Annotated in this window: 22 protein-coding genes and 1 tRNA gene; 6 read left to right on the top strand and 17 right to left on the bottom strand. The window is 49.4% G+C overall.

Going from position 1 to position 26,561, the window contains the following annotated elements; all coding sequences use genetic code 11:
• Positions 1–15: 15 nt before the first annotated feature.
• Positions 16–2,586, bottom strand: a complete 2,571-nt coding sequence (locus tag NB647_RS09025) for a [protein-PII] uridylyltransferase (RefSeq protein WP_269283149.1) — start codon at positions 2,584–2,586, stop codon at positions 16–18.
• Positions 2,587–2,591: 5 nt separating this feature from the next.
• The gene (gene map, locus NB647_RS09020) at positions 2,592–3,404 is read right to left on the bottom strand and encodes a type I methionyl aminopeptidase (protein ID WP_269264272.1); all 813 of its coding nucleotides are present in this window, start codon (positions 3,402–3,404) and stop codon (positions 2,592–2,594) included.
• A gap of 145 nt (positions 3,405–3,549) precedes the next feature.
• Here map and NB647_RS09015 point away from each other — a divergent pair.
• Positions 3,550–3,640: transfer RNA gene (locus NB647_RS09015), tRNA-Ser, on the top strand.
• A gap of 500 nt (positions 3,641–4,140) precedes the next feature.
• On the opposite strand, the gene NB647_RS09010 is transcribed toward NB647_RS09015, so the two are convergent.
• The 15 genes from NB647_RS09010 to NB647_RS08940 form a co-directional block, all read right to left on the bottom strand.
• Positions 4,141–5,187, bottom strand: coding sequence for a mechanosensitive ion channel family protein (locus NB647_RS09010; RefSeq protein WP_269283147.1), 1,047 nt, complete (start codon positions 5,185–5,187; stop codon positions 4,141–4,143).
• Positions 5,188–5,513: 326 nt separating this feature from the next.
• Entirely contained in the window at positions 5,514–5,990 is a 477-nt protein-coding gene (locus tag NB647_RS09005) for a GNAT family N-acetyltransferase (RefSeq protein ID WP_269283145.1), read from the bottom strand.
• A 102-nt stretch (positions 5,991–6,092) separates the two neighbouring features.
• Positions 6,093–6,449, bottom strand: a complete 357-nt coding sequence (locus NB647_RS09000; RefSeq protein WP_269283143.1) for a hypothetical protein — start codon at positions 6,447–6,449, stop codon at positions 6,093–6,095.
• 238 nt (positions 6,450–6,687) lie between these two features.
• Complete coding sequence (locus NB647_RS08995) at positions 6,688–7,374, bottom strand: MOSC domain-containing protein (protein WP_269283141.1); 687 nt, start codon at positions 7,372–7,374, stop codon at positions 6,688–6,690.
• Between the two features lie 59 nt (positions 7,375–7,433).
• A complete protein-coding gene (locus NB647_RS08990; protein ID WP_269283140.1) occupies positions 7,434–8,315 on the bottom strand; it encodes an energy transducer TonB in 882 nt (293 codons plus the stop codon).
• Positions 8,312–8,683, bottom strand: coding sequence for an ExbD/TolR family protein (locus tag NB647_RS08985; RefSeq protein WP_269283138.1), 372 nt, complete (start codon positions 8,681–8,683; stop codon positions 8,312–8,314). The genes NB647_RS08990 and NB647_RS08985 overlap by 4 nt, the downstream gene beginning before the upstream one ends.
• Positions 8,673–9,098: a TonB-system energizer ExbB gene (gene exbB, locus NB647_RS08980; RefSeq protein ID WP_269283136.1), complete on the bottom strand. Its 426-nt coding sequence runs from the start codon at positions 9,096–9,098 to the stop codon at positions 8,673–8,675. Before exbB ends, NB647_RS08985 begins: the two co-directional genes overlap by 11 nt.
• On the bottom strand, positions 9,073–9,867 hold the full coding sequence (locus NB647_RS08975) for an ABC transporter ATP-binding protein (RefSeq protein WP_269283135.1): 795 nt from the start codon (positions 9,865–9,867) through the stop codon (positions 9,073–9,075). Before NB647_RS08975 ends, exbB begins: the two co-directional genes overlap by 26 nt.
• Positions 9,864–10,874, bottom strand: a complete 1,011-nt coding sequence (locus tag NB647_RS08970; RefSeq protein WP_269283133.1) for a FecCD family ABC transporter permease — start codon at positions 10,872–10,874, stop codon at positions 9,864–9,866. The genes NB647_RS08975 and NB647_RS08970 overlap by 4 nt, the downstream gene beginning before the upstream one ends.
• Positions 10,871–11,845 carry an ABC transporter substrate-binding protein gene (locus tag NB647_RS08965; RefSeq protein ID WP_269283130.1) on the bottom strand — a complete coding sequence of 325 codons (975 nt, stop codon included), beginning with the start codon at positions 11,843–11,845 and terminating at the stop codon, positions 10,871–10,873. Before NB647_RS08965 ends, NB647_RS08970 begins: the two co-directional genes overlap by 4 nt.
• A gap of 75 nt (positions 11,846–11,920) precedes the next feature.
• Positions 11,921–13,957 (bottom strand): TonB-dependent receptor, encoded by a 2,037-nt coding sequence (locus tag NB647_RS08960; RefSeq protein ID WP_269283127.1) that lies wholly within the window; start codon positions 13,955–13,957, stop codon positions 11,921–11,923.
• Between the two features lie 16 nt (positions 13,958–13,973).
• Entirely contained in the window at positions 13,974–14,528 is a 555-nt protein-coding gene (locus NB647_RS08955) for a nucleoside-triphosphatase (protein ID WP_269283124.1), read from the bottom strand.
• On the bottom strand, positions 14,525–15,277 hold the full coding sequence (locus NB647_RS08950; protein ID WP_269283121.1) for a Rossmann-like domain-containing protein: 753 nt from the start codon (positions 15,275–15,277) through the stop codon (positions 14,525–14,527). The genes NB647_RS08955 and NB647_RS08950 overlap by 4 nt, the downstream gene beginning before the upstream one ends.
• 393 nt (positions 15,278–15,670) lie before the next feature.
• A complete protein-coding gene (locus NB647_RS08945; RefSeq protein WP_269283119.1) occupies positions 15,671–17,056 on the bottom strand; it encodes a DUF389 domain-containing protein in 1,386 nt (461 codons plus the stop codon).
• Between the two features lie 140 nt (positions 17,057–17,196).
• A complete protein-coding gene (locus NB647_RS08940; protein WP_269264256.1) occupies positions 17,197–18,135 on the bottom strand; it encodes a bile acid:sodium symporter family protein in 939 nt (312 codons plus the stop codon).
• 352 nt (positions 18,136–18,487) lie between these two features.
• Between NB647_RS08940 and NB647_RS08935 the strand changes: the two genes are divergently transcribed.
• The 5 genes from NB647_RS08935 to NB647_RS08915 all read left to right on the top strand — a co-directional run bounded on the left by NB647_RS08935 (position 18,488) and on the right by NB647_RS08915 (position 26,477).
• Positions 18,488–19,900 carry a DEAD/DEAH box helicase gene (locus NB647_RS08935; protein ID WP_269283117.1) on the top strand — a complete coding sequence of 471 codons (1,413 nt, stop codon included), beginning with the start codon at positions 18,488–18,490 and terminating at the stop codon, positions 19,898–19,900.
• A gap of 41 nt (positions 19,901–19,941) precedes the next feature.
• On the top strand, positions 19,942–23,403 hold the full coding sequence (dnaE, locus tag NB647_RS08930) for a DNA polymerase III subunit alpha (RefSeq protein ID WP_269283115.1): 3,462 nt from the start codon (positions 19,942–19,944) through the stop codon (positions 23,401–23,403).
• 128 nt (positions 23,404–23,531) lie between these two features.
• The gene (gene waaF / locus NB647_RS08925) at positions 23,532–24,659 is read left to right on the top strand and encodes a lipopolysaccharide heptosyltransferase II (protein WP_269283113.1); all 1,128 of its coding nucleotides are present in this window, start codon (positions 23,532–23,534) and stop codon (positions 24,657–24,659) included.
• The gene (locus NB647_RS08920; protein ID WP_269264252.1) at positions 24,656–25,420 is read left to right on the top strand and encodes a glycosyltransferase family 2 protein; all 765 of its coding nucleotides are present in this window, start codon (positions 24,656–24,658) and stop codon (positions 25,418–25,420) included. Before waaF ends, NB647_RS08920 begins: the two co-directional genes overlap by 4 nt.
• 52 nt (positions 25,421–25,472) lie before the next feature.
• A complete protein-coding gene (locus NB647_RS08915) occupies positions 25,473–26,477 on the top strand; it encodes a glycosyltransferase family 4 protein (protein ID WP_269283111.1) in 1,005 nt (334 codons plus the stop codon).
• Positions 26,478–26,561: the final 84 nt, after the last annotated feature.

Below are 26,561 nucleotides of genomic sequence, written 5' to 3'. Positions count from 1 at the left end.
ATATCAGATGAAAATTCATGAAACTTTCAAAATGTCGATCATATCCGTTTCGAACTGAATCTGCGCGCGAGGATGCTGAAGCATTTCGCTGTCGATCAGGAAAACGTCTTCAATCCGTTCTCCCAGTGTCATGACTTTCGCCGTGTGCAGGTTCACCTTGTACCGGCTGAAAACCTGTGCGATGGAATACAGAAGTCCGGTTCTGTCATTGGCTGTAATGGACAGGACAAAACACTTGCCGCTGGCATCCGGTCTCAGATCCAGCGTCGGCGAAATGGGGAAAGATCGTGATTTACGCGACAGGTGCGGCTTGGAAGGCGGTGGCAATATGTGTTGCGACTTCAGCAGTTCCGTCAACTCATGCTCGACCAGTGTAATGATGTCACGGTAATTTTTTTCAAAACCTTGCCGGGTTACGAGAAAAGTGTCCAATGCGTAGTCGTGGATCGTCGTGTGGATTTTCGCATCAAGAATACTGAAGTTCTTTCTGTCGAAATAACTGCATATCCGGGCAAACAAATCGGCGCGGTCAAGCATATAGACCGTGACCTGCAGTCCTTCGCCGATCGGCGAGAGACGGCATTTGACGATGGGTTCGGATGAATTCGCACGCCAGTATAGTGTCCGGGTCTGCCAGGCGATATCCGATGCATCGTGTCTCAGGAAATAAACGATATCCAGCTGTTTCCAGAATTCCTCATGGGCATATTCAGGCAGACCGTACAGACGCAATGTCGCCAGAGCTTCTTTCTGGCGTTTTTTCAGTTCGTGGTCGACGGAAATCTCTTCACCTCCAAGCACGCGCAAAGTCAGATGCAACAGATCTTCCAGCAGCTTGCTTTTCCATGCATTCCATATCTGCGGATTGGTTCCGCGTATATCGGCCACCGTCAGAAGATACAGGGCGGTGAGATGGCGTTCATCTTTGATCCGTTCGGCGAATTGGCGGATAACTTCCGGATCGGACAAGTCTTTTTTCTGGGCGACTTGCGACAGGGTCAGATGTTCCCGAACCAGAAAAACGATCAGTTCGGTATCGTCAGGACTCAGACGGTGCTGCTTGCAGAATCTTCTGGCATCGTTCGTTCCCAGCAAGGAGTGATCGCCGCCACGGCCTTTGGCGATATCATGAAACAGTGCGGCGACGTAGAGAAGCCAGGGTTTGTCGAAACTGGTCATCAGTTGACTGCAAAGCGGATTTTCATGTGCATACTCGGCAAGTGAAAACCGGTGCAGATTGGCGATAACCGTCAGAATGTGCTGGTCGACAGTGTACTGATGGAAGAGATCGTGTTGCATTTGCCCCACGATTTTTCCGAAATTGGGCAAGTACCTGCCGAGGATTCCCAACTCGTTCATGTGTTGCAGCGCCCTGGCGGCGAAACGGGGCGATTTCAGAATGCGGAGGAAAAACGACTGGTTGGTCGAATCGCTTCTGAAATTCCGGTCAATGTGAATGCGGGCGTGCCACATGGCACGGAGGGTACGTGCCGTCATGTTTTTCAGGTCGGAGCGCTGGCATAACAGATAAAACACTTCGAGCAGGGAAGAGGGATGTTCGAGAAAAACCTTGTCGTCCGTAATGTCGACCAGGTTATTGACTTCATTGAAACGGTCGTTGATTCGAACTGGAAGATAAGGCTTCGGAAACAGACGGGCCTGCAAGTTCTGCAGCAGAATCGTATTGAGCTGGGTGACAGTATGGGCAGCCCGGTAATAACGTTGCATCATGCATTCACTGGCTGCACGCCGGTCCAGAATCTTTCCTTTTTTCCTGAACCGGAATGTCTCGGCGACCGGCATTTGCAAATCGAACAGAAGTCTGTCTTCACATCGTTGCGCCTGAATATGCAGACGGATCCGGATATCCTTGAACGCTCTTTCCTTTTTTCTCAGTTGTTGTGCCTCGGAAGCCGTAATCAGGCCACGTTGCGCCAGTTCGTTCCATGAATTCCCCAGTTTTGCAGCTTTTGCCGCCCATAAAATAACCTGAAGATCCCGCAATCCGCCCGGACTCTCCTTGCAGTTCGGTTCAAGGCTGTATGGCGTGTCACCCATCTTGACATGACGTTGCCGGGTTTCCAGCATTTTCGCGATAAAAAACGCCTGTGCATTCATCTGGGCGTCGTAGCGTTCTTTCATTTGTCTGAACAGACGCCGGCTACCGGTTATATAACGGGCTTCCAGAAGGCTGGTCTGGATCGTGATATCATGTGCCGATTCCTCCAGACATTCATCAATCGTCCTGACACTGTGTCCAATAGTCAGTCCCAGAGACCAGAATGTCTGGATAAGTGATTCAAGCTTTTGCTGCAAATCGCTGTCCGGATTCCGGTTCAACAGAATCAGAACATCAATATCCGAGTAGGGATAAAGCTCGCCGCGACCATAACCGCCGACGGCAATCAACACATGCTCGGAAGACAGACCGGTTTCGTTCCATGCGTCAATCAATATTTTATCGACATTCCTGCACAGGGTTTTAAGCAGACGCTGCGGATGAAAGTCCGTCCTGTACTCTTCGATTGCGGCATTCCGTAATGAAACCAGACGTTTCTTCAGCGAATTGTCGATATGATCCGTCACGGTTTTCAATGATTGTTTCTGATGAAATGTGGCGGTGACGGCATATCAGGTGAAACAGTCAGAACCTCATAACCTGTATCGGTCACCAGAATGGTGTGCTCCCACTGGGCGGACAGGCTGCGGTCTTTTGTTCTGATTGTCCAGCCATCCGGCATGGAACGGATCGCTTTTCCGCCCGCATTGATCATCGGTTCGATGGTGAAAATCATGCCAGGCTTCAATTCATCCATTGTATTTCGACGGCCGTAATGCAGAACCTGCGGTTCTTCGTGGAATTCGATACCGACGCCGTGACCGCAAAATTCCCGGACAACACTGTAACCGGCATCCTCCGCATATTGCTGGATGACGTATCCGATATCGCCGAAATGCGCGCCGGGCTTGACTTCATTGATACCCAGCCACATGCATTCATAAGTGATTTTGGACAGACGTTTTGCCATAATGGACGGTTCGCCGGCGAAATACATACGGCTGGTATCGCCGTAATAGCCGTCCTTGATGACAGTAATGTCGATATTCAGTGTATCCCCTTTTTTCAGCAGCTTGTTGAAATTGGGGATACCGTGACACACCACATCGTTCAGGGAAATGCAGGTCGCCTTGGGATACGGGGTATATCCGGGCGGGCAATAATTCAAAGGGGCCGGAACAGCGCCATGATCTGTGATGAATTCATGACACAATTTGTCCAGTTCCCCTGTACTGACCCCCGGTTTGACAAATGGTGCAACGTAATCAAGCACTTCGGCAGCCAGTTTGCTCGCTTTCCGGATACCTTCTATCTGTTCGGCATTCTTGATATAAATTTTTGCCATTGTGATATGTCTGTTCAAATAAAGATGAGAAACATTTATTATAAGACACGCATGGAAAGAAGGAACAAAACGGGGGCATAATAGTTATGAATCCTTGACGATTCCTGTTATAATTGCGAGCCTGATTCTCTGGCAGTTCAAAAACGGAAAGGTGGCAGAGTGGTCGAATGCGCCGGACTCGAAATCCGGTATACGGTAACCCCGTATCGAGGGTTCAAATCCCTCCCTTTCCGCCAATAATCAAATAATTATGCAGTTTTTGTCACGTATGGAAACCATCCCATTTTTTCATAATGGGACAAATTTGTGACAAATGGTTTCAAAACGTTTGTCGCAGTTTTGCGTTTTTCTGCAATTTTCTCAGGACAAGGTGGGTATAGGGCTTGACTATTTCGGCATGTTGCCATGCTTTCATCTTTTTGTTTTCCCCCGGTCTTGCAATTTTTATCCGGATAAACTCGTCAAGGTATTTTCCTAAAAAAATCGGTGTCAGGTGTTCCGACATTTGACTGTCGGAGGCAAGACTTTTTTTTGCCGGTTTTTTTCCTTTGACCGGAGACGGGGACTTCATCTGATATGTGGCGCAGTTCGTCACCGGTTTTCATTTTTCATTGTAAAGCTGTACGGTGTTTTTTGTATATGATGCTCGGGATATTCCTGTGTCCTTGTGTGCGGAAAATCATTTGTACCATACGGTTTTGTTCATGATTTGTGTCTTTTCGTTTATCGGAACTGCTTATTGCTTCGCCATCTGTTCCAGAAAAACCTTGCGGGTGGGATATGCCAGGTCAGAACCGTTTTTCTGGACAATGTTGATGATTTCGAGATAAACGTCTTCCTGTATTTGCAGCCATTCACTCCAGACAGTCGTTTTCGTGAAACAATAAACGAGAATGTTGAGGGAAAAATCTCCGATCTGATTGAAATTCACCAGCAAGGTCTGGCTCTGGTCAATATTATCGTTCTTTTTCAACATATCCCGGATTTGGCCGACGATAACTTTTATTTTGTCGACATCTTCACAAAGAATGCCTATGGAAGTTTTGATGCGCCAGTTTCGTGTTCTTCCCGGATTTTCCACACATATTGTGGAAAATATATAGTTCGGGACATAAAGCGGGCGGTTCTGGAACGTCATGATTTTTGTGGTTCTCCATCCGATTTCAAGAACCGTTCCTTCAATATTGCGATCCGGTGACCGGATCCAGTCACCGATATTGAAGGGACGATCGAAATAGATCATGATTCCCGAAAAGAGATTGCTCAGAATATCTCTTCCCGCCAGACCGATGGCAATCCCGCCTATTCCTCCGAATGTCAATAATCCGGCAAAGCTCAGGCCGAATTGTTCACCGAACATGAGCAGAATGGAAATGGCGCACACGATTTTTATAACCCGGGTAATGATTTGTGCCGAAGTGGCATTTTTTCCGGTATTTTCCAGATGTCTTCTGAAGTGATCTGCAAAAAGGAAGCATTCCCTGATGGCAAGTGCGACGATGGCGACCAGAAACAGGAAATTGATTTCTTTTGGTGTGACTATTGAAATGTCATGCAATTCAATGAACTGTGAGAGCAGTTTGCCTGTTAGATAAAGTGAAAAAAAAGCGATAGAGACACGCACGATGTGCAATGGCATATTGTTGCGGAATCGTTTCAGTCGCAAAACGATGAAGACAATGGCCAATATAGCCAGCAAAGCGAGGATAGCCAGGATGCTCTGGTTGGATAAGGTATTGATAAGAAATGTTTTTCCGGGACCGATGAGTTTGTCTTGTGTCATGTGTTTTCGAAGTTGTTGCCGTGTTTTTGTTGGATCCGGACATAACCATATCAGGTTGCCATGGAAGGCGACGTCGTTTTCGTCCATTCTGTATCATTCTATAAAGCGGCACGGCGTTCCGCTTATTTCTGATTAAAGACAATACAGATAAAACCGGATAATAGGGGAAAAGTTTACGGAGAAAGATCCGGGATACTGATCGGGAACTTGTGTCGCAACCGGTATGCGGTGGTTGCGGATCAGGTATGCGTGGATTGATCGGAAGAGGGCTGTTGTATCCGTGAAAGAGAAACAGGCCAGCGGACAACGGCATCCATCTGCATTTTTCAGTCAAGGGGCATGATGTACTTCATTTTATAGCGTCCGGTATTGGCGAATTCTTCCCTGATGCCTGAAAAAACGAAGCCATATTTTTCATAAAAGTTTCTGGCGCGGGCATTTTTTTCGAGTACCCACATGTAAATGCGCAAACAGCCATTGTTTCGGGCTTCACTGACAAGAGATGTCAGGATTTTCTTTCCAATACCAAGGTTCTGGAAGAAAGGATCGATGAAAAGCTCACACAATTTCAGTTCTTTTCCACGAAATTCCCTCTTCATCATGCCTCTGACGATACCATCATCGTAGACGAAAACATTATCCAGCATATGAGGCTGTTTCAGGTTTTCAGCCTCAGTCAATACCTGCATGGAATTGAAAGAAACCTCGTCATTTTCGAAGATAGGCCGGTAAGAAACCCGTTTGGCGAATATCAGGATTTCCGCGATTCTCGAAATGTCTTTTTCACAGGCTTTTCTCAGCATATATCACGACGGTAAAACAGCGGACACAGGCCGTGTCCTGCAAGAAGTTATGATTGTGGGTCCGCAACTGTTCGGGTCCGGTTACGCCAGCCGAACAGTTCCTCATTCCGTCGGAATGGTATCGATCGTATTTTTTATTGCGGCCAACTCGGGCGGTAATGTGGTATCCATGTCCTGATCTTCTGTCAGTTTTTTCCAGTTCTTTCCCGAACGGAGCATATCTTGCTGGATTTCCAGGTTGCTGAGCAGATTGGCCAGTTGAAAAAGTTGCGTTTCCAGGGATACCGGTTTTTTCAGTGCATCGAATTCTTCTTTCCAGATTTTCAGAAATCCATTTAAATCCTCTCTGTCTAGGCTGCCTTGCAGGTTATTCCAATTGATAGCGTATTCTGTCAGCGCATTGGCGATTCTTTTTTTCGCCATCGCGATTTTTCCGGAAAAATTTCCTTCCTTGCTCATGATGTTCCTGTATGAAATATGTTTGTATTATCGGGATGAGCAGTTTAAACCATCCTCTCTGATGTGGACAATACGACCGTTTGAGTTGTCGGTTTCCGTTTTGCCGGTATATTTCGGTTTCTATATGGAAAAAACAGATTCACAGACTATCTGTTTTTTCCGTGTTTTCATCGATCCGGAAATGATCGGATGGTTCAAGATTTCTTGCAGAACTTCTTTTGTTCCGGTCAGAAGAAGGTCAGTAAGCATTCTCTTCCGGTTTGCCGGTTTCAAGACGTTTTGCGAAAATGTTCTTCCACGCCGCAGCCAGTTCCGGAAGCCGGCTTAGTACCTGGAGAGTCTGTCGTTCCATCGATTTTCCGAAAAGACAATCCTGTATTCGTGCAAGTGTCCAGTCAGGTCGGGGGCGTTCGAGCAGAACGATGGTATCGCCTGCTTGTGTATGTCCTTCTTTCAGTACCCGGTAAAACCAGCCGTTGCGTGAATGTTTGTGCATTTCCCGAGCCATGTCCGGTTTTCCGAAACGTTCGTTCATGGTATGGCAGGCTTCGCGACCATACGACACCTGAACTTCCGCTTGGCCGATCCGGAAAATGTCTCCGATACAGACAGTATGTTCTGTCATACCCAGAGCAGAGATGTTTTCACTGAATGCTCCGGGATGGTGGAGTAATTGTTCAGACTCGGGCAACATTTGTCGCCAGTATTCATAATGATCGTATGCGTAATGCAGGAGAGCGTTTTCGCAATCGTCATAGTATTCTTTTTCCTGTTGCCCCTCGATGCCGTGTCTGCCCAGAAAGGCTTTGCCGTCAATCGGGCGTTTGACGGAATATTCCTGGCCTTGTTCATCGAGAAATATGTGGCGGCACAGCAATCCGGTCACGAGACCGGTTTCTTTTTGGGTATGTTTTTTGGGATTCATGATGAAAGATTTTCCATTTGTTGGATGATATGGTTTCTTGCTGTTTTGATGTCCTGTTTTTATTTGAGTGAAAACGTGACCGGTACGATTATTCGGGCGGCGACGGGAGGTTTGGGGAAAAGGCTGGCATGTTTGATGGCTTGGCGGGCCGCTTCGTCCAGAGAGGCATAACCACTGGTTTCTTTCAGGTGCAGTTCCTTGATATTCCCGTCTTTCATGATGATGAATTCACAGATTGCCGTACCGGTTATTCCCATTCTTCTGGCTTTTTCCGGGTAAACCAGATGTTGTCTGATATGTCGGACGATATAACCGTAATGGTGGGATATGTAATTCTGGACCGTGTTTTTTCCGGTACCATTGCCATTGCCATTGCCATTGCCATTGCCATTGCCGTTCCCGTTCCCGTTCCCGTTCCCGTTCCCGCCGCCGGTTCCTGATCCGGTACTGTCAGGTGTGCCCGAGTTTTCGCCGGTACCGTTTCCGGTATTTTTGCGCGTATCGTTCGGTACAGTTTTTTCCTTCGCCTGTGAGGAGGTACTTTCCGTTTCCGCAGTCTGACCGGGAGAAGGTTTTGACGTATGCGGATATTTCTTTTCGGGAGATACCGGGACGGTTTCCGGAAAAGTTTTTGTTATTGTGTTTCGTTTCGGACGGGTTGCCGTCTTTTCAGGTTTTCGGGAAGAAGTCACGGTTCTGGGGTGGTGCATATCGGCAATGCCTGATTCGGAACCGGAAGATGTTCCGGTTTTTCGCAATGAGCCCGAACCTTCACCGGGATGCCCGTTCATTTCTGACGACAGATACCCGATTGAAGAAAAGTCGACTGTGACGATATCACGGGATGGACGGAACGGACTGTAAAACAGGATCAGCAAAATAATTACGGCCAGCGAATGCAGGGCGACGGACAGGACAAGACTTTTTATATAGCGGTTCATTTCCGTGTCTGTACACTGATATGGCTGAAATTTTCTTTTTTGAGATAGTCCAGCACGTGAATGAACCGTTGCAGGGTGACATTCTGATCGGCGCTGATCAGAATATCGTCTTCCCGGTTTCTGCCGGACAGATAAGTGGCGAGTTCATCCAAAGTTATCTGTTTTCCTTGCATTGCAAGAGAACCGTCCTGTGCCATTTCCAGCCGGATATGCTGACGGGGCATGGCCTGTGACGATTGCGCTTCGGGCAAGTTAACCCTGAGACTTTTTGTCGTGATGAAACTGGCTGTCATCAGGATGATGACGATCAGGACGAGCATGATATCCACAAGAGGGATGATGTTTATTTCCGTAAAACTATCTTTCATGGCGGATATCCCATTGAAGCAGGATGTCTTTTGTCTTGCGGACGAGCAGGTTGTACAAGGCAACGGCAATGATGGCAACCACAAGGCCGATTGCCGTGGCTTTCAGCGCGAGGGAAAGACCGACCATAATGGCTTCCGTTTCCATATGGGAAGATGTGCTGATGGTATGGAACGTCATCATGATTCCGAGCACGGTACCGAGTAATCCCACATAGGGGGTATTGCCGGCAATAGTGCCGATGAGATGCATGTTCCTCGACAAATGCAGCTCAAGGACGTTTCTGGACGTGTATTGGGCCGGATCAAGTCGTCTGAAAAAAAGAAACCGTTCCGTCGCCAGTGTGACGACCAGTATGGAAAGCAACAATAAAATACCGATGATTCCGTAATCAACCAGGGTGGCTAGCCAGTTCATATTTTTTTCCGTTAAAAGAAGAAAGTTTTTCCAGGACTGTCGGGGAAAGCCCGTAAAGAGAACATATCGCTTCCGGGGTGATGATTTTTCTTGATGCACCATCTGCGATAATGTGTCCCTGACTCATGAGGATGGCTCTTCCTCCCAGAAACCGGGCATGTTCGGGGTGATGGGTGGTCAATATAAAAGCCGGAGCGTGATCACCTGTGACAGAAGACGCAAGTGACTGGATGGTTTCCAGCAGATGGAACTGGTTGCCGTAATCAAGTCCGGTGACCGGCTCATCCATGATGAAATACTGTCCGCCCTGGGCGAGAGCGCGGGCAATCATAACAAGTTGCCGTTCACCTCCGCTCAATTCAAGATAAGGGCGGTCGGCAAAGTGCGTCATACGTATTTTTTCCAGTGCCTGACGGGCGATCCGGTAATCTTTGGCCGAATATCCGAGCCATGGCGAACCCGATGTCCTTGCCATCATGACTATGTCCATCACACGGTAATTGAAAACACCATGATGTTGCTGGGGGACATAGTTGAGCCGTTTGGCCAGATCGACATGACTCATATCGGCAATATCCTGTCCATCAATAGCGATTGAACCTTTACGGACAGGCAACAGTCCCAGCATCGCCTTTAAAAGAGTGGATTTTCCGCTTCCGTTTGGTCCGAGAATATTCACGATTTCACCCGGCCGTATCGTCAGCGAGAGATCATCGATGGCATGCCTCTGTTTGACATAGGAAAAGGAAAACGATCTGATTTCAATCATCTCCAGCTTCTCCTGTTGGTATAAAGGGTGATGGCGAATATGGGCAGACTGACCAGGGAGGTATATACCCCAACGGGCAATTCCGCCGTGAAAATTGTTCGGGCGATACTGTCGGTTATCAGCAGGAATATGGCGCCTGTCATGGCGGAGGCAGGTAAAAGCACCCGGTTGTCCGGGCCGACAAGAAAGCGGACAATGTGAGGGATAACCAGTCCGATCCATCCTACAATTCCTGCCTGTACAACGCTGAAAGCGCTTAACAGCGTCGCACAGGTGATGATTTTCAGTCGTGCCCACCCGACAGGAATTCCCATCGACAATGCCTCGTCATCTCCCATACTGAGAATGTTGGCGGTTTTTCCCTGCAGGCACAGATACAGAATCAGTGTGGTCATGGGAATACCGACCCATAAAACGGTTTCGGATTCCACTTTCGCGAATGATCCCATCAGCCAGTAAGTCAGATCCGGCAGCTGGGTATCGGGATCTGCCAGAAATTTCATGAAAGCGGTCAGGGATGTGAAAAGCGATGCACTGATCATGCCGCCGAGCAGCAGAATCAGTAATGAACGCCAGCGGAGGAAAATGGAAAAGAACAGGGCGAATCCGACCGCACAACAGGCGAAGAGAAAAGCGAAAATCTGGGTGGCGATGAGGGAATTGTCGAAAAGGACAATTCCGGTTCCCGCTCCGAATGACGCTCCGGCAAGAACACCGAGGATTCCGGGGGAAACCAGCGGATTCATGAACAGGGATTGGTAGCATGTTCCCGATACGGCAAGAGCCGCGCCGACCAGTATGGCTGCCAGAATGCGTGGAAGCCGGATATAGGACAGGGTGATAAACTGTTTTTCCTGTAATGGCGACAGGGGATAGTCAAGAACGAGACTGCGTATAAGGTCATACAGGGCGGCAGGGGTCAATTCATTGAACCGTCCTGTGAACAACATGCACACCATAGTCGCGATCAACAGGACGGAAAGTACAGACAACGTATATTTTTTCATGGATTCAGAATTTTCCTTGTCGCTTCCGGAGAAAGATCGCTTTTGAAGAAAAGCCTGATAAATTGCCTTGTTTCTTCCGTCATGTCGATCTGGCACAGGTCGGGATGCAGTTTGGTCGCCAACCATTGAATGCCGATGAACCGCATGAAAGATGCCGGTCTGTCGAGCCAGCTGAATGGTTCGTGCGGGACGAAATAGACATGTCCTTCGCGCACGGCCCTCAATGCTTTCCAGCGGTTTTCCCGGAAAAAACGTTTTTGCAGGGCAGGATGGTTCACCAAAATGACATCGGGATCGTAATTCATGATTTGTTCAAAGGAAATCCGTGTGATGGATTCGTGCATTTCATGAGGACACTGATGGACGTTTTTTCCTCCTGCCAGCCAGATTGCCCTGGAGCGTGTCGACTGGTCGCAAGTCGTTGCCAGACCATCCGCATCCTGTGCCATATAAACACGTATCCGGCGGTTTTCTGGCAGGTTTTTCAACATGCGGGCGACCTTGTCCAGCGATTTCTGCCCATAGTCGGCCAGTGCGTTTCCCCGCTTTTCCTGACGGAAAGTTTTGCCGAGATAGCGGAACATGCTGATGTTGTCTTCCATTGTCACGCTGCGCGTGGTGATTAGCGGAATTTTCATCTGTTCGAATGCGGTAACGATATCGTTGCTTTGTGCTCTGTCACCGGTCAGAAGGAATGCGACATCCGGATGACTTTTCAGCAGGATTTCCCGGTCAGGGATCATGCCTTTTCCGTACCAGCCTCCCAGAACAGGTAACTGCTGGTATTTTTCTGGGATATATTTTTTTTCATACTCCCGCAACGGGCCGTTCCATCCCGCAAGCAAATCGGGGTGGAATACATATAACGCGAAACTGGATGGAAAGGTTGCGCCATAAACACGAGGAAGTTTCTCGGCCGCAAATGCCAGTACGGTTTGCAACAAAAAGAAAATCGCAATAAAAAATCTCATTGCCAGTCTGTTTCGGAAAAATGAGAAGGCTCCGTGAACGGGTTTTTCATTGTGCATGGAGCCGGGGTTGGTTTATCAATACTTGACGGTCATTCCGGCGAAAAGCGTCATCCCCGCCTGTGGGTATCCATATGTGTAGTAATAATTTTTATCGAAGAGATTCTGTACACCTACCTCAAAGGAATAGTTGTCCCTGGGTTCGTAAATCGCTTTCAGATTGAACGTGGCAAATCCTGGAGACAGGACATCATCGCCGGTGCTGGAACTCGAATAGAAGTGGTCGGTCACGTAAAGTTCCGGGATGATGGAAACGTGTTCCATCGGCGAAAAGACCAGATAGGCCGAACCGCTGTGTTTGGGCGTGAACGTGATATAGTCCGCAGAACTGCCTCGCGTATCCCAGTCCATATAGCTGTAAGTCATTCCGGCACTAAGACCCGGACTGAACAGGTATTCCGCAGCCATTTCAATACCGAAAATCCCTGCCTTGTCGGCGTTGGTGAAATAGGTGTTTTTATTCTTGTCACTGGTCGAGATGATGAGATTGCTGTAATCGCTATAGAACATGCTGGCGTTCAGTTTGAGCTTGTCTACAGGTTTGCCACGGTATCCCAGTTCATAGTGAAGTGCTTTTTCCGGTTTGAGATCGCCGCTGGTCGGCATGGCCGCGTCGTTCCTGAATCCCATGAAACGCTCACGCATGGTGCCGATACGGGATTTTCGCGCGACGGTGGCATAGACCTGATCGTTTTTCCGGATATCGTAAAATGCACCGATTTGCCATGTGAAAAGATCTTCCGACAATCCGGATACGTTCATGCGAGATGCGCTTTCCCCAAATTCGTAGGTATTCGCCCTGTCCGGATCAACCCAGGTATAGCTTCCGCCCATGACGAGCGTGAGCGGATCGGATACTTTGAGCGTATATTCGGCACCAGCATCCCAGTAATTTTCCTTGATGTTGTCGGTGAGATATTTCGCATTGTCGTCTGTCCAGTTATAGCCTTTGTGGGACAGGTTTCTGTAGCCGAGCGATGTGGCCAGTTTGTTTTGGCTGTTGAACGCGTAATCCAGCTTGATTTGCGCGCCGGCAGTATACTGGTCGTATAACGTGTCGCCACTCAGATCACGAATGGAATAGTCGGCATCTTGATAACCGTAGGTCTTGTCTTTATGTTTGTCATAATAGGCGATGAATTGGGCTTTCGCTTTCTCATTGATATTCCAGCTGGCATTCATGTAGAGACGGTCTGTATCGTAAATCGGCCAGCGCCATGCCCGGGTTTGATTGCCTTTGTTGCCGATATCTGGTGCGTCAGGGCTTGCATTGATCGGCTGTCCTCTTTCGTAGCGCTGGGCGGTATAACCGAACATGACATCGATATCCCTTGTCGGGGTGAAGCCGACAATCGCGTTGACGCTCCGGTTACGGTAGTCTGAATTGACGCGTCGTCCCTTATCCTGATAACGGCCTCCGCCGAAATCGCCGGAAAGCCGGTAGAAGTCCCGCCGGTTTTCAACAGCGCTGATTTTCGCGTAAAACTTTTCCTGCCGTGTCCCCAGAGAGAATCCCATCAGACGTCCCTGATCGTTGGTATGGCTGTCGAAATAATTCGTATATTTGGCCTTGAAATCCAGATTTTTGACCGGTTTCGCCGTTTTGAGATTGATTGTTCCCGCCAGCCCGTTATTGCTTCCGAGAAGCGGAGACGAAAAACCTTTGGCGATATCGACGGATTCAAGATCGAACAGCAAGGCATTGTCGGCAGCCCATTCGTTCCGGTATGCCGTTGCGACAGGAATATCGTCAACATACATGCCGATCTGATAACGGCTTGATCCCCGGATGGTAATGGTATCTTCCCCGCGTCCGGCGGATTCTCCCTGAAATACACCGGGAACGCCTTTGACGGCTTCCCACAGATTGTTGGCGGATTTGCGTTCGAAATCGGTTTGGGTCAGGTAGGTTGTGGTATCCAGCCTGTCTGTAATAGTGACGTTTTCAAGCTGGATTTCCGGCATATCCAAATCGGCGGCAAAAAGCGGTGCCGTTTCGCAAAGCAGCATCATGGCGAGGCAAAGCGGTTTTTTGATTCCTTTCTTGATTTTCATTTTTCTTGTGGGTCCTTCAGTTTTTTGTTGTCGGTGTTTCATCCAGTTTTTTCAGAATTTCATTTGCCACGTATTGAAAACTCATTGTGTCCAGATCGAATATGGAAGAGATGTCGAGCTTCCATTTGTACGAAACGAGCTGTACAAGCCCGCGTCGTATTCCGATTAAAGTCGGCAGTTTTCTGTTTCTGATCGCATCGAGGTTTCTGCTCCAGCCTCCCCCTTCCATTTCCCACCGGCCGACTTCATCGATAAACAGACAGTTTTTTCCCAGATCTTCCGAAATTGTCCGGTTGCCCAATTGCAGGCTTTCTGTAAAAAAGCGGTATGCTCCGAAACGGATGGTGCTGCCGGAAGAGGAAGTACCCGTGTTTTGACAGGGCGTGGCCAGGGGAAGCGAGCGGCCTGAGCCCACACAGAGCAATTCGTATCCATGATGGTTTTCACCCCGGACAATACTGCGGCTGATGACTCCGCCAAGACTTGTTGTTTTGGAACGCAGGGATTTGGCGATTTTTTCAAGAGTGAAGCTTTTTCCTTTCCCGCGTGAGCCCGTAATGGCGATAATCATTTCTGTATCCTTTGTTTTTGTGATACCCGGCCTGTTTTTTCCATCCATTGGCGCAAACTTCCGCAACTGGCGTTGTTGCGGATGGCATCGAAAACCGGTTTGTTGCGCAAGATGCGGCTGCTTCCGAGAAAAAAGCGTCCGAGACAATCCGCCATAGGGGTGCTCGGGCCGAGAATGTAAGCTTCGGCACGGGCTGATATACAGGGAAAGTAGTGATGGATGCTTCTGTTGGAAAATGCCGAGCCGGTAAGAATCACAACATCGCAGGATGGCATTTCTTTTTCGGCATCCTCGGGACGGAACGTGTCAGGGATATCCCGCAATTCGAAAACGCTCAGTTTCTGCCCATGTTTTTTTGCAAGATGCACAACAGGTGCAAAATAGCCGACCAATCCGAGATGTACAGGCGGGTTGTCGTGCAGGAAAGCATTCTGGTAATCGGGGGCAGGAGTATCGCTTTTTTCGATCAGCAGGGAATTGATCGCGGCAAGTCCTATCGAGGCGTAAAAAGGATCGTCTTCAAGATAGGTACCGACGAGAGATTCCAGAGTCATGGTACGTACCGATTGTTCGATATCGTCCAGTTGTTTGCGACTCCGGTTGCTTTTCGCGTAAAGCATGGCTATACCTGTGCCACGGTCGCTTTCGACCGCAACGGTTCTGTCGCCAATGGCACAGTCAACAACCTCGTTATTGACAATGGAATGCAGTGCTTCGGTAACGATGTTTTTGTAAATTTGTGCAACCATAAACTTGACAATCGGACATTTACTGGCAAAACTGTTCTGTCTCTTTTTCGAAAGAGTGGGCGTGTTGAACTGTTACAGGGAGAATCTTGTGGATTGAAAGCTTGTAAAAGGGATTGGTTTCCCGGCTTTACAGACACAGTGCAGCGCTATTCATTTTTTGAATAGCGCGATTATAGAAGCAAAAATGTCCTGTTTGCAAGAGATTTTCCTTATCTTGCCGTTCTGCTATGTTTTTTGGATGGTTTATCAGGCTGAGATCAGTTTTTTTCCATCTTGCAGATGAAGTGGTCTGGTATCTTTTCTGCCGTTTGAATGTGGGGCAGGAACAGAATTTTTGCCGGTCTGCCTTTATTGTCGGAAGACAAGGATATTGCCCTCTGCAGTTGCCATGGATTAGCGATTGATGAAAATCATCTCCGTCCGGTCTTCTTCCAGACGGAATCTCAGCCATTTCATGATTTTTGTCCGGGTGTCTTTTTTCAGGGTATGTTTGCTGATAATGACAACGGCAGGTATCCGGTCGATATTTTTGTCCTTTTGTCGTGAAACATAGGCGTCTGCGAAAAGTACCTCGTTGATTTCCGGATATTGAATATAAATTTCCCTTGCCATATTCATATATGTCTTTTCCTTTTCTTCCCGGGCTTTCTTTTCTGCTGACCGGGCGTTTGCCTGAAGAGACTGGAGAATCTGTTCTTTCTTTTCCGCTTCTTTCTGATTGTCCGCTAGAATATCTTTTGCCAGAGCCGTTTTGATGGCATTGATATCTTCCTGATGCATTCCGACCTGTTTGAAAATCAGCCGGGTTCCCGCCAGCCCGTATTTCGGCAAAGTATTTTCAATTTCGGCAATAGTGTTTTCATCCAGCTGCTTGCCGACCAGGACGACATCAATGGTTTTGTTCTTGTAGGAAGATTTGTAATCGATCGGGAACGTTTTGCTGAAAACCAGTTCCTTGCTGACAAAATCGGAAACATTGCGGTCGAATACCTGGTTATGGACGAAATTGACGGCGATGAAAACGCTGGGAACAAAGCTGACGAATACAGTGGAGAACAGAAAGAGCCTTAATCTGAACCGGAGTTTGTCGTTGATTTCACGTCGGGCAACCGGATGGATGAACCAGACGATGAGAATGGACGGAACCGCGATGTAGATACAGTTCAGCAGATAAAGATAAAATGCTCCCAGAACGAAACCGGTATTGCCATGCACGAACCCGTAAGCGGCTGTACAGATCGGTGGCATCAGGGCAGTCGCGATGGCGACACCCGGAATCACGTTCGATTTCTCTTTTCGGGTGGCTCCGATAATGCCGGCAAGTCCACCGAAAAGTGCGATGAGCAAGTCCCAGAGGGTCGGTGACGTTCGGGCCAGCAATTCCGACTGGACGCTGTTTAGCGGAGTGATGTAAAAATAAAGAGCGGAAGTGATGAAACTGATAACGGTTGCAATGGCCAGGTTCTTGAATGCCTTGTGAATCAGCCGGAAATCATAGATACCGACACCATAACCGATTCCCATAATCGGGCCCATCAACGGGGAAATCAGCATGGCACCGATAATGACAGCTGTCGAGTTGATATTCAGACCGATCGACGCGATCAGAATGGCACACATCAGTGTCCACAAATAGGTGCCGTTCAGTTCGAGTCCTTCGCGGATGTTTCTGTCGATTTCCCTGTCATCGGCCTGGTCCATGCGCAGACTGAAGCGTGTAATCAATGCCTTCTTTATACGGTTTGGCAGGTTGCCCGCACTGGAAGTGATATTGTCCATTTTCTTTTATCGCTGATGTACCGGAAATGAATTCAGAGAATGGGCCCATATGCGGGAAACGGATTTGATCCAAAATAAACAGATGTGACAGGAATATCCCCGGGAAAAGGCGGATTATCCATTGTCCAAAAAGCCAGGCGTCAGGTTTCTTTCTTATGGGGATCAACCAGACCGGCTTCTTCGTTTTTTCTCTGTTTCCAGAGTTGCCAGGAATTGATGATGTTTTGCCATACGACATAGGAACCTGCGCCGATGGCGGAAATAGGGGACATATAAACATGGGCCATCCAGATTGCCAGAATCGTGTTTTTCTGTCCAAGGGACTGGCCGCCGCTGATGCGTTCCCGGTAGCGCGAACCGATTCTCTTGCCGATGAAAAACTGCAGACAGCAAACGATCATGGCGGCAAGGGCAATCCAGATTTCCGTCATGCCGTCTTCCGGTTCAGTCACAAGCGTATTGACGGTTTGTGCCATGACGACGATCAAGGCAACCGCCCAGAGATAAAAAGCGGTTTCATTGTAACGGGTCAGCTGTTTGTGAACGGCCGGCAGGAAACGTCTCAGGATCATGGCGGCGACAAAAGGGCAAATCAGCAGGGGAAAGACTTTTTTCAGGATGATGAAAAACGAAATCCAGAATCCGATATCATGTCCCAGGGGATGCACGAGAGGAAAAAGAAGGGGAGCCGCTATGGCGGTTCCGACATTCCCCAAAAGTGTATAACTTGTCAGGCTGGCGGCACTTCCGCCGAGTTTGTCCGTGATGACGGCTGCGGCGGTGGCTGTCGGTGCGATGACACAGATAAAAGCGCCTTCCGCCGCAAAAATGTTCAGCGGCTTCAGGAGCAGATAAACGAGAACGGCGCCACCGATCTGGACGAGCAACAGCCAGAAGTGTACGGGTTTGAACCGGAGATCGCCGAACGGGACTTTACAGAAAGTCAGCAGCAACATCGTAAAGATGAGGTAAGGTGTCAGAAACGACAGATGGATGAAAACAGGATATCCAATCCCGCCAGCCAGCATGGCCAACGGCAAGGTCCAGTTTTTCACGAAACGTAACAGAACGGCTAGCATGATTTCCGAAAAATCCCGATAGTCGGAACTGGCTGATTTTTTAAACGGTGTTTTTGCCAACAGGATACCGCTTCATTATATGCCTGTAAGCGCAAGGAATTGAAGAATGTCTCTGTCATGATACGGAAAATCGGTCGGGACGGTTTTTTTCTGTTTATGAAAGCCCTGGCCGGTGGAGACGGGGCCGCTTGCGGACCCAGTCAAAGACAGGTATAAGTGCGGAAGGGGAGCGGGACGGACCTGTTTTTGGAAAAGGTATATCGTACAATATGTCTTTTCCAAAAACCGTTGCGAAAAAACGGCTGCGGCTGTATGGCCGTCAGAATAAATTACCTATTGAATTCGGGATGTTATGGCAGAAAATCAGCAAAAGGCATTGGCAGGCACTTCACCTGAAAAGTTCGGGGATTTCGGATTGGCTTCCGAACTTCTGAAGGCGCTTGACGATCTGGGGTATAGCTCGCCAACACCCATCCAGTCCCGGGCCATACCGGTCATTCTCGAGGGAAAGGATGTCATGGGCGCAGCCCAGACCGGAACCGGAAAAACGGCCGGTTATTCCTTGCCTGTCTTGCAGTCGTTGCTTTACCATGCCAATACGAGCATGTCTCCCGCACGTCATCCGGTGAGGGCACTGGTACTTGTGCCGACTCGTGAACTGGCCGATCAGGTTTATGAAGATATCAGGAAATATGCGAAATATACGCGTTTGCGTGCGGCGGTTGTTTTCGGCGGTGTCGATATTTCGACGCAAACCGGTATTCTCCGGGCAGGAACGGAAATCCTGATCGCAACGCCCGGCAGATTGCTTGATCATATCCAGCAGAAAAATGTCAATCTGGGACAAACGCATATTCTTGTCCTGGATGAAGCGGATCGTATGCTGGATATGGGTTTTCTTCCCGATTTGCAGCGAATCGTCAATTTGTTGCCAAAAGAGCGGCAGACGCTTCTTTTTTCAGCTACTTTTTCCAGCGAGATCCGGAAACTGGCAAAAAGTTTCCTTGAAAATCCCGTTTCTGTCGAAGTCGCGCGGAAAAATGCCACGGCAGACAATGTCAAGCAGGCCGTTTACCACGTCGATGAAGCCGATAAAAACGAAGCAGTCGAGTATTTGTTGCGCCAGCATCAGCAAAAGCAGGTACTGATTTTTTCCAATACCAAAGCCGGTGCTTCACGTCTGGCACGTCAGCTTGAGAAGAAAGGACTCAAAGCGTCCGCCATTCATGGAGACAAGACACAGGCGGAAAGAATGGCGGTACTGGACGCCTTCAAGGAAGGGAATATTTCCGTTCTGGTCGCGACGGATGTGGCGGCAAGAGGTTTGCATATTGAGGAATTGCCGTGTGTGATCAATTTCGATTTGCCTTTTGTGGCTGAAGATTATGTCCATCGCATAGGCAGGACAGGCAGGGCGGGAGCGACCGGTGAAGCGATTTCCCTGTGTTCGGCAAAAGATGAGAAACTGCTGAATGAAATCGAGAAGCTGATCAAAAGAAAATTGCCTCTTCTCACGATTCCCGTTTTCGAACTGAAAAAAGAGAAAATTGACAAGGCGGAAACAGCCGGCAGTGGCAAGCGTTCGGAACGCAGTCCTTACAAATCGGTCGGGCTGGAGAAAAAAAGCCAGGATCCCTGGTTTGATCGCCCTTATGTTCCTGAAGAACCCTCAGGTGAGGAGAAGCGGCCTGAAGAACAGGTTTCCCGATTGCCGAAGAAGCCGTTGGCGGCACTTCTCGGAGGCAAGCCGAAAGCTCGAAAATGACTGTTATATGATTGAAGAATATAGTCGGGGTAAATAGCTGTATGAAAAATACGCAATTCGTTCATCTGCGCCTTCATTCCGAATACTCCATCGTGGATGGACTGGTTCGTGTCGATGATGCTGTCGCCGCGGCAGCCGGGGATGAACAGCCCGCTATGGCGCTGACGGATCTTTCCAATCTGTTCGGCCTGATCAAATTCTACAAGGCCGCACGCAAGAAAGGAGTCAAACCGATTGCCGGATGCGATGTCTGGATCACCAACGATGTTGACAGGGAAAAGCCGTCCAGGCTTTTGTTGCTGGTAAAAGACAGGGCAGGTTACCTGAACTTGTGTGAATTGCTGACCAAGGCATGGCTTGAAAACCAGTATCGGGGGCGTGCCGAGGTGAGAGCGGAATGGCTGGAAGAACTGGCCGCCCGTCATCCCGATACAGGGATGATCGCCTTGTCAGGTGCCAAGCAGGGGGATATCGGCATGGCGCTGGAATCCGCCAATATCGAAAGTGCGGAAAAGCTTGCCCTGAAATGGGCACGGATTTTTCGTGGGAATTTCTATATCGAAATACAGCGGACTGGCCAGCTGGGAATGGAACAGTATGTCCGGCATGCCGTCGGGTTGGCGGACAAACTCCAGCTTCCGGTCGTCGCGACACATCCTGTCCAGTTTCTGACACGTGACCAGTTCCGGGCCCATGAGGCGAGAACCTGTATTTCCGAAGGAGAAGTCCTTTCCAACAAGAAACGTGCCCATTTGTTCAATGAGCAGCAATGTTTTCTGACTCAAAAGGAAATGGTGCAGTTGTTTGCCGATCTGCCGGGTGCCTTGCAGAATTCCGTCGAGATCGCACGTCGCTGTAATCTGGTTCTGGAACTGGGACATCATAAATTGCCCTTGTTTCCCACGCCGGATGGCATGACACTGGATGAGTTTTTGGCGAGTGAGGCAAAACATGGCCTTGAAAAACGGCTGGAAGTTCTGTTTCCGGATGAAGAAGAAAGAAAAGCCAGACGTCCCGTTTATGATGAACGTCTGAATTACGAAATCGATACCATCATCAAGATGGGTTTTTCCGGTTACTTCCTGATCGTGGCGGATTTCATCCGTTGGGCCAAAAACAATGGAGTGCCTGTCGGCCCGGGCAGGGGGTCGGGTGCCGGTTCTCTGGTCGCCTATTGTCTTCTGATTACCAACCTTGATCCGATTGCCTACAATCTGATTTTTGAACGTTTCCTGAATCCGGAACGGGTCTCGATGCCGGACTTCGATGTCGATTTCTGCCAGCACGGGCGCGACAAGGTCATCCAGTATGTGAAAGACCGTTACGGAAAAGACGCGGTTTCCCAGATCGCCACATTCGGAACGATGGCCGCCAAGGCGGCTGTGCGCGATGTCGGGCGTGTACTGGATCTGGGATACAATTTCTGCGACGGTATTTCCAAACTCATCCCCTTCAAGCCCGGCAAACAGGTGACGATCGCGGAAGCCAAAAAAGAAGAACCCATACTGGCGGAGCGTGAGCAGTCGGAAGAAGAAGTCAAGCAGCTTCTTGGTCTGGCGGAGCAGGTTGAAGGTATCACACGCAATGTCGGAATGCATGCGGGCGGTGTCCTGATCGCTCCCGGAAAATTGACCGATTTTTGCCCGCTTTATACCCAGGACGGGGAATCCGGCGTGGTTTCGCAGTTCGACAAGAAAGATGTTGAAGAAATTGGCCTTGTCAAATTCGACTTTCTGGGGCTGACGACACTGACGATTCTGGATCTGGCGATGAAGTACATTCATCAGCTTGATCCGGCCATGTCCGGTTTCGAGCTTGATACGATACCTCTGGATGACAAGGAAACGTTCGACTTGCTGACCAGAGCGAAAACGGTTGCCGTGTTCCAGCTTGAAAGCCGGGGTATGCAGGGGATGCTGAAAGATGCCAGACCCGACCGTTTCGAAGACATTATTGCGCTTGTCGCGCTTTACCGTCCGGGACCGATGGATCTGATTCCGGATTTTTGCCGTCGCAAACATGGCGAGGCATTCGAGTATCCGGATGAGCGGACGAAGGGCATTCTGTCAGAGACTTACGGCATTATGATTTATCAGGAACAGGTCATGCAGATGGCTCAGGTGATCGGTGGATACACACTGGGAGGTGCCGACCTGTTGCGCCGTGCCATGGGTAAGAAAGATGCGGCAGAAATGGCAAGGCATCGCCAGATTTTCCGTGACGGTGCGGCCAAAAACAACTTGTCCGAAGCCAAGGCCGACGAGATTTTCGATTTGATGGAAAAATTCGCCGGATACGGTTTCAACAAATCGCATGCTACGGCATATGCGCTCCTGTCCTATCAGACAGCCTATCTGAAAAAACACCATGCAGCCGCATTCATGGCAGCCAACATGTCGCTGGCCATGGATGATACGGACAAGATCAAGGTGCTGGTGGAAGATGCGGTGGATGTCTGTGGACTGGAAATTCTGCCTCCGGATATCAATCATTCCGACTATTATTTCAAACCGGTTGGCGAGCCGCCCAGCGTCAGCAAGAAACCGGTAACGCAGATCCGTTACGGTCTCGGTGCGGTCAAAGGCTCGGGAGAAAGTGCCATTGAGGCGATTGTCCAGGCAAGGAAGGAACGCCCTTTCAAGGACCTGTTCGATTTTTGTGTCAGAGTCGACAAGCATCAGATTAACCGGCGTACCATCGAATCCCTCATCAGAGCCGGAGCGTTTGACTGTTTCGGTGTGGATCGTGCCGTTCTTCTGGCCTCGGTCGAGCTGGCTATCGAGGCAGCGGAACAGGCCGAAGCATCTGCCAATCAGGTCAGTCTGTTCGGGGACGAAGAGACGGTTTTGAATGCGGTGGAATATGTCAGGGTTCCGCACTGGACAGAAAAATACAAATTGACGGAAGAGAAAGGTGTGCTGGGTTTTTGTCTTTCTGGACATCTGTTTCACGCCTATGCGAAGGAAGCGCGCCAGTTTGCCCGGACCCGTATTTCCGAACTCGACGTATCGCGGGAACCCAGATGGGTTGTCGGCATCGTCGCCGGTATCCGGACGCAAATGTCCCAGCGGGGCAAGATGATGGTGGTGTCTCTTGATGATGGCACAGCGTCTGTTGAAGTGACTGTATTTTCGGAATTGCTTGAACAGAAACGTGCCATCTTCAAGGAAGATGAATTTCTGGCCGTGTTCGGCAAGGTTTCTGAGGACCGTTTTTCCGGGGGATTGCGGCTCAACGCGGACGATGCTTTGGACATTGCGGAAGCAAGACTCCATTTCGGGCAACATATCGCTTTTTCGCTTCCCGAGAAATTCAGCCCTTCGGTTCTGAAGGGAATGCTGGTTTCTTGCACGGGAGAAAATGGCATGCGTCTGATCGCGGATTATGTCGCCGGGGAAAACAGATGCCAGTACGATTTCGGGACCGGCTGGCTGGTTCTTCCAAAGGATGAGTGTATCAATGAACTGGCACAACGATTTGAAAATGTTCATGTCGTTTATTGAAGAGTTGCCGGTGCAAAACCTGTTTTTCATGCAGCTGGCGGAAAACGTGCCGTAACACTCCAAAACCGTATTTTCTGGCGGGGATGACACAGGGTATCGTCCTGAGCGGAGAATAAGCGGTTGGCAACATGCGCAAGAAATGGAACAATCTGTCAATGGATAAAAAGCCGGAACGAATTCTGATCATTTCACCGAACTGGATCGGTGATGCCATCATGGCGCAGCCGTTATTGCAGTTGCTCAAGCAGCGCGAACCGGCGACTGTAATTGATATTTTGGCGCCTGCCTGGGTGGCTCCCGTATGGGAGGCGGTGCCGGAAGTCAGCCGAGTGTATGCGACATCGTTCAGACATGGAAAACTGCAGCTGAAAGATCGATGGCGTATGGCGCGTGTTCTGAAAGCGTCGTCTTACGACCGTGCCTATGTTTTGCCGAATACCCTGAAATTCGCCCTGATCCCGTGGATGGCGAAAATTCCGGAAAGAATCGGTTATCTGGGGGAAAAACGGTATGGTCTCCTGAATGTCATTCACCGGGACGATAAACATTCACCTCGGCCGATGATTCCGTTCTATGCGGCATTGGCCAATCCTCCGGCAAAAGATGCGCCGGGCAGGGAAGACTGTCCGACACCTCATATGTCCGTTGCACGGGAAGAGGCGGTCGGGATTCTTGAAAAGCTGGATATCGATGCGACTCGCCGGATTGTCGCATTTGCGCCGGGAGCGGAATTCGGGCCGGCGAAACGCTGGCCTGTCCACAGTTTCATCGCTCTGGCCGAACGCATACTTGCCGAGTTCGGTCATATCCAGATATTGCTGCTGGGTTCGCCAAATGACAGGGTCGTTTGCGATCCGATTGCCTCCGCGGTGCCGGCAGTTGTCAATCTCGCGGGGAAAACGACTCTGAAAGAAGCGATTGCCCTGATTTCCCAGATCGATGCACTGGTCACGAACGATTCAGGATTGATGCATGTCGCGTCCGCATTCGGGCGGCCTGTCATCGCCATGTATGGTTCGACCGATTATCACCATACGCCGCCTTTTTCGAAATATTCCGAAATCGTGTCGCTGGATCTGGAATGCGCACCTTGCCAGAAAAGGGAATGTCCATTGGGGCATCATCATTGTATGGAACTGCTGAAGCCGGAAACCGTGTATAGTGTTCTGAAAAAATATCTTGTCAGTCCTGTGGGCAGAACCGGTGGTTTGCCGTTGGAAGGAGAGTCCGGGAAAAGAGAGGAAGTGAAGCCATGACACCAATTAGCGGATTGGTCATTACCTTGAATGAAGCACACAATATTACCGATTGCATCCGTTCGATGAAACGGATATGTGACGATATTGTGGTGGTGGATTCAGGCAGTACCGATGGTACCATAGAACTGGCCCGCGAACAGGGGGCGCTGGTGATTGTTCAAAAACCGTTTCTGGGCGATGGCCCGCAAAGATCGCTGGGGCTGCCGCATTGCCGGCATCAATGGGTGTTGAATCTGGATGCAGATGAACGTCTTGAAGACGATTTTGTCGATTATGTAAAGAAAACCGATCTGGATGCACTGGGTGTCGATCTTGTCGAAACGCGCCGTCATAATCTGCTGGGCGGCCGTTTTACGCCTTATGCCGGCCAATATCCGGACTATGTGAAAAGACTATTCAACCGGACACAGGCTGATTTCAAACCTGTTGTTGCCCATTCCCATGTTGAAGCGAACTCTTCCATAAAAGTGCCGGTTCATATTACACACTATTCCTACCGCGACTATCCCGATCTGGTTGCCAAAAGCCGGTATTCGGGGTGGCTGGCAAAAGATCTGGCGGAAAGCGGCAAGCCTTTGCATGCATGGCAGCCGATTCTTCACGGAAGCTGGGCTTTTATACGGCACTATCTTGTTCAGGCGGGATTTCTGGCCGGGCTGGATGGCCTGACGATTTCATTGTGCAAGGGAATGAGTTCCTATCTGAAATATGCTCACGCCATTGAATTGAGACGAAACAGGAAAAAAGAAGAATCATGAAAGAATTGCCGGGCATCAATCTAATCTGGCATTCCATCCGTCCCCAGGGGGGATGGACAGGCATGTACTGGATCTGATCAACGGATTTTCGTTGCGCGGGGTTCCTGTTCGCGTTATAGCGCGGACAGTCGCATGGCCGGGCAGTCAGCCCGACAATGTGGAATTTGTTGTGTTGCCGGACAGAACACCCTTCCAGCGATTCAACAATAATCGTTTCGATCACAAGGCTTACGGGTACATAAAAGATGGATGGCCCGTCATCGGTATTTCGCGAGTGACCGGGGGGCCTGTCGATCTGTCTGTTTCCGGTGGAACACATTTGGCCCATCTGATTGACAAGGGAAAGAAAAAGCCGGGTTATTTTGACAAGCAGGTGATCGCCAATGAAAAAGCGCTTTATACGAATTCCAGGGCTATTGTGACGCATTCGCGGCGGGTACATGACGAGATTGTCCGGGATTATCAAATCGATCCCGCAAAAATTCATGTGCTTTATCCGCCGGTCGATACAGGGTTTTTCAACATGACTCTTCAACGTGAACGGGACAGGATAAGGGAATCACTGGGAGTCGGAAAAGACCAGTTCCTTTTGCTGTTTCCCTCGAACAATCACGAACTCAAGGGCGCAGACCTGATTCTGAAGGCACTGGAAAAACAGGATACTTCTTTTGTTCTGGCCGTTGCGGGCAAAAAAGAACTGAAGCATCCAAAAGTCCTGAATTTGGGGTTCCGCCAGGATATGCCGGCACTTTATACGGCGGCGGATGCTACGATACTGGCGTCCAAGTACGAAGCGTTCGGTCTCGTCGGTCCTGAATCCATTTCATGCGGTACACCCGTCCTGTTTTCAGATACGATCGGGGCCGCAGAAGTCCTGTCGGAACCGGGCTGCTACTGTTTCAAAAGAAGCGTCGAAGATCTCAGGGAATTGCTTGACCGGATGGGAGAACGTTTCAGAACAGGGAAACTGAGAGTCGAATCGCCAGCCAAGTGTATCCATTATCCTTATAGATTCGATGAGTATCTGGATGAACTGATCAGTCTTATCCAGTCATGAAGGATGTTTCTCATTTCAGGTCTCTGACAGGTATGGGCACGTTCAGGGCAGAAAGAGCATGTTTCCATTCCCGAATATAAAAAC

The sequence above is a fragment of the Oxalobacter aliiformigenes genome (assembly GCF_027116575.1).
GTDB classification, from domain to species: Bacteria; Pseudomonadota; Gammaproteobacteria; order Burkholderiales; family Burkholderiaceae_D; genus Oxalobacter; species Oxalobacter aliiformigenes.
Note: the sequence above shows the minus strand (reverse complement) of the source record. Positions and strands in the feature narration are given on the sequence as shown.

What these genes read in the sequence shown, in the direction of transcription:
- NB647_RS08995 (WP_269283141.1), bottom strand. Translation starts at nt 7,374, where the DNA reads ATGAATCCCAAAAAACATACCCAAAAAGAAACCGGTCTCGTGACCGGA.
- NB647_RS08985 (WP_269283138.1), bottom strand. Translation starts at nt 8,683, where the DNA reads ATGAAAGATAGTTTTACGGAAATAAACATCATCCCTCTTGTGGATATC.
- NB647_RS08950 (WP_269283121.1), bottom strand. Translation starts at nt 15,277, where the DNA reads ATGGTTGCACAAATTTACAAAAACATCGTTACCGAAGCACTGCATTCC.
- NB647_RS08920 (WP_269264252.1), top strand. Translation starts at nt 24,656, where the DNA reads ATGACACCAATTAGCGGATTGGTCATTACCTTGAATGAAGCACACAAT.
- NB647_RS09000 (WP_269283143.1), bottom strand. Translation starts at nt 6,449, where the DNA reads ATGAGCAAGGAAGGAAATTTTTCCGGAAAAATCGCGATGGCGAAAAAA.
- NB647_RS08935 (WP_269283117.1), top strand. Translation starts at nt 18,488, where the DNA reads ATGGCAGAAAATCAGCAAAAGGCATTGGCAGGCACTTCACCTGAAAAG.
- waaF (WP_269283113.1), top strand. Translation starts at nt 23,532, where the DNA reads ATGCGCAAGAAATGGAACAATCTGTCAATGGATAAAAAGCCGGAACGA.
- exbB (WP_269283136.1), bottom strand. Translation starts at nt 9,098, where the DNA reads ATGAACTGGCTAGCCACCCTGGTTGATTACGGAATCATCGGTATTTTA.
- NB647_RS08915 (WP_269283111.1), top strand. Translation starts at nt 25,473, where the DNA reads ATGGACAGGCATGTACTGGATCTGATCAACGGATTTTCGTTGCGCGGG.
- NB647_RS08955 (WP_269283124.1), bottom strand. Translation starts at nt 14,528, where the DNA reads ATGATTATCGCCATTACGGGCTCACGCGGGAAAGGAAAAAGCTTCACT.
- NB647_RS09010 (WP_269283147.1), bottom strand. Translation starts at nt 5,187, where the DNA reads ATGACACAAGACAAACTCATCGGTCCCGGAAAAACATTTCTTATCAAT.
- NB647_RS08940 (WP_269264256.1), bottom strand. Translation starts at nt 18,135, where the DNA reads ATGCTAGCCGTTCTGTTACGTTTCGTGAAAAACTGGACCTTGCCGTTG.
- NB647_RS08970 (WP_269283133.1), bottom strand. Translation starts at nt 10,874, where the DNA reads ATGAAAAAATATACGTTGTCTGTACTTTCCGTCCTGTTGATCGCGACT.
- NB647_RS08975 (WP_269283135.1), bottom strand. Translation starts at nt 9,867, where the DNA reads ATGATTGAAATCAGATCGTTTTCCTTTTCCTATGTCAAACAGAGGCAT.
- NB647_RS08945 (WP_269283119.1), bottom strand. Translation starts at nt 17,056, where the DNA reads ATGGACAATATCACTTCCAGTGCGGGCAACCTGCCAAACCGTATAAAG.
- NB647_RS08965 (WP_269283130.1), bottom strand. Translation starts at nt 11,845, where the DNA reads ATGAGATTTTTTATTGCGATTTTCTTTTTGTTGCAAACCGTACTGGCA.
- NB647_RS08990 (WP_269283140.1), bottom strand. Translation starts at nt 8,315, where the DNA reads ATGAACCGCTATATAAAAAGTCTTGTCCTGTCCGTCGCCCTGCATTCG.
- NB647_RS09005 (WP_269283145.1), bottom strand. Translation starts at nt 5,990, where the DNA reads ATGCTGAGAAAAGCCTGTGAAAAAGACATTTCGAGAATCGCGGAAATC.
- map (WP_269264272.1), bottom strand. Translation starts at nt 3,404, where the DNA reads ATGGCAAAAATTTATATCAAGAATGCCGAACAGATAGAAGGTATCCGG.
- NB647_RS08960 (WP_269283127.1), bottom strand. Translation starts at nt 13,957, where the DNA reads ATGAAAATCAAGAAAGGAATCAAAAAACCGCTTTGCCTCGCCATGATG.
- dnaE (WP_269283115.1), top strand. Translation starts at nt 19,942, where the DNA reads ATGAAAAATACGCAATTCGTTCATCTGCGCCTTCATTCCGAATACTCC.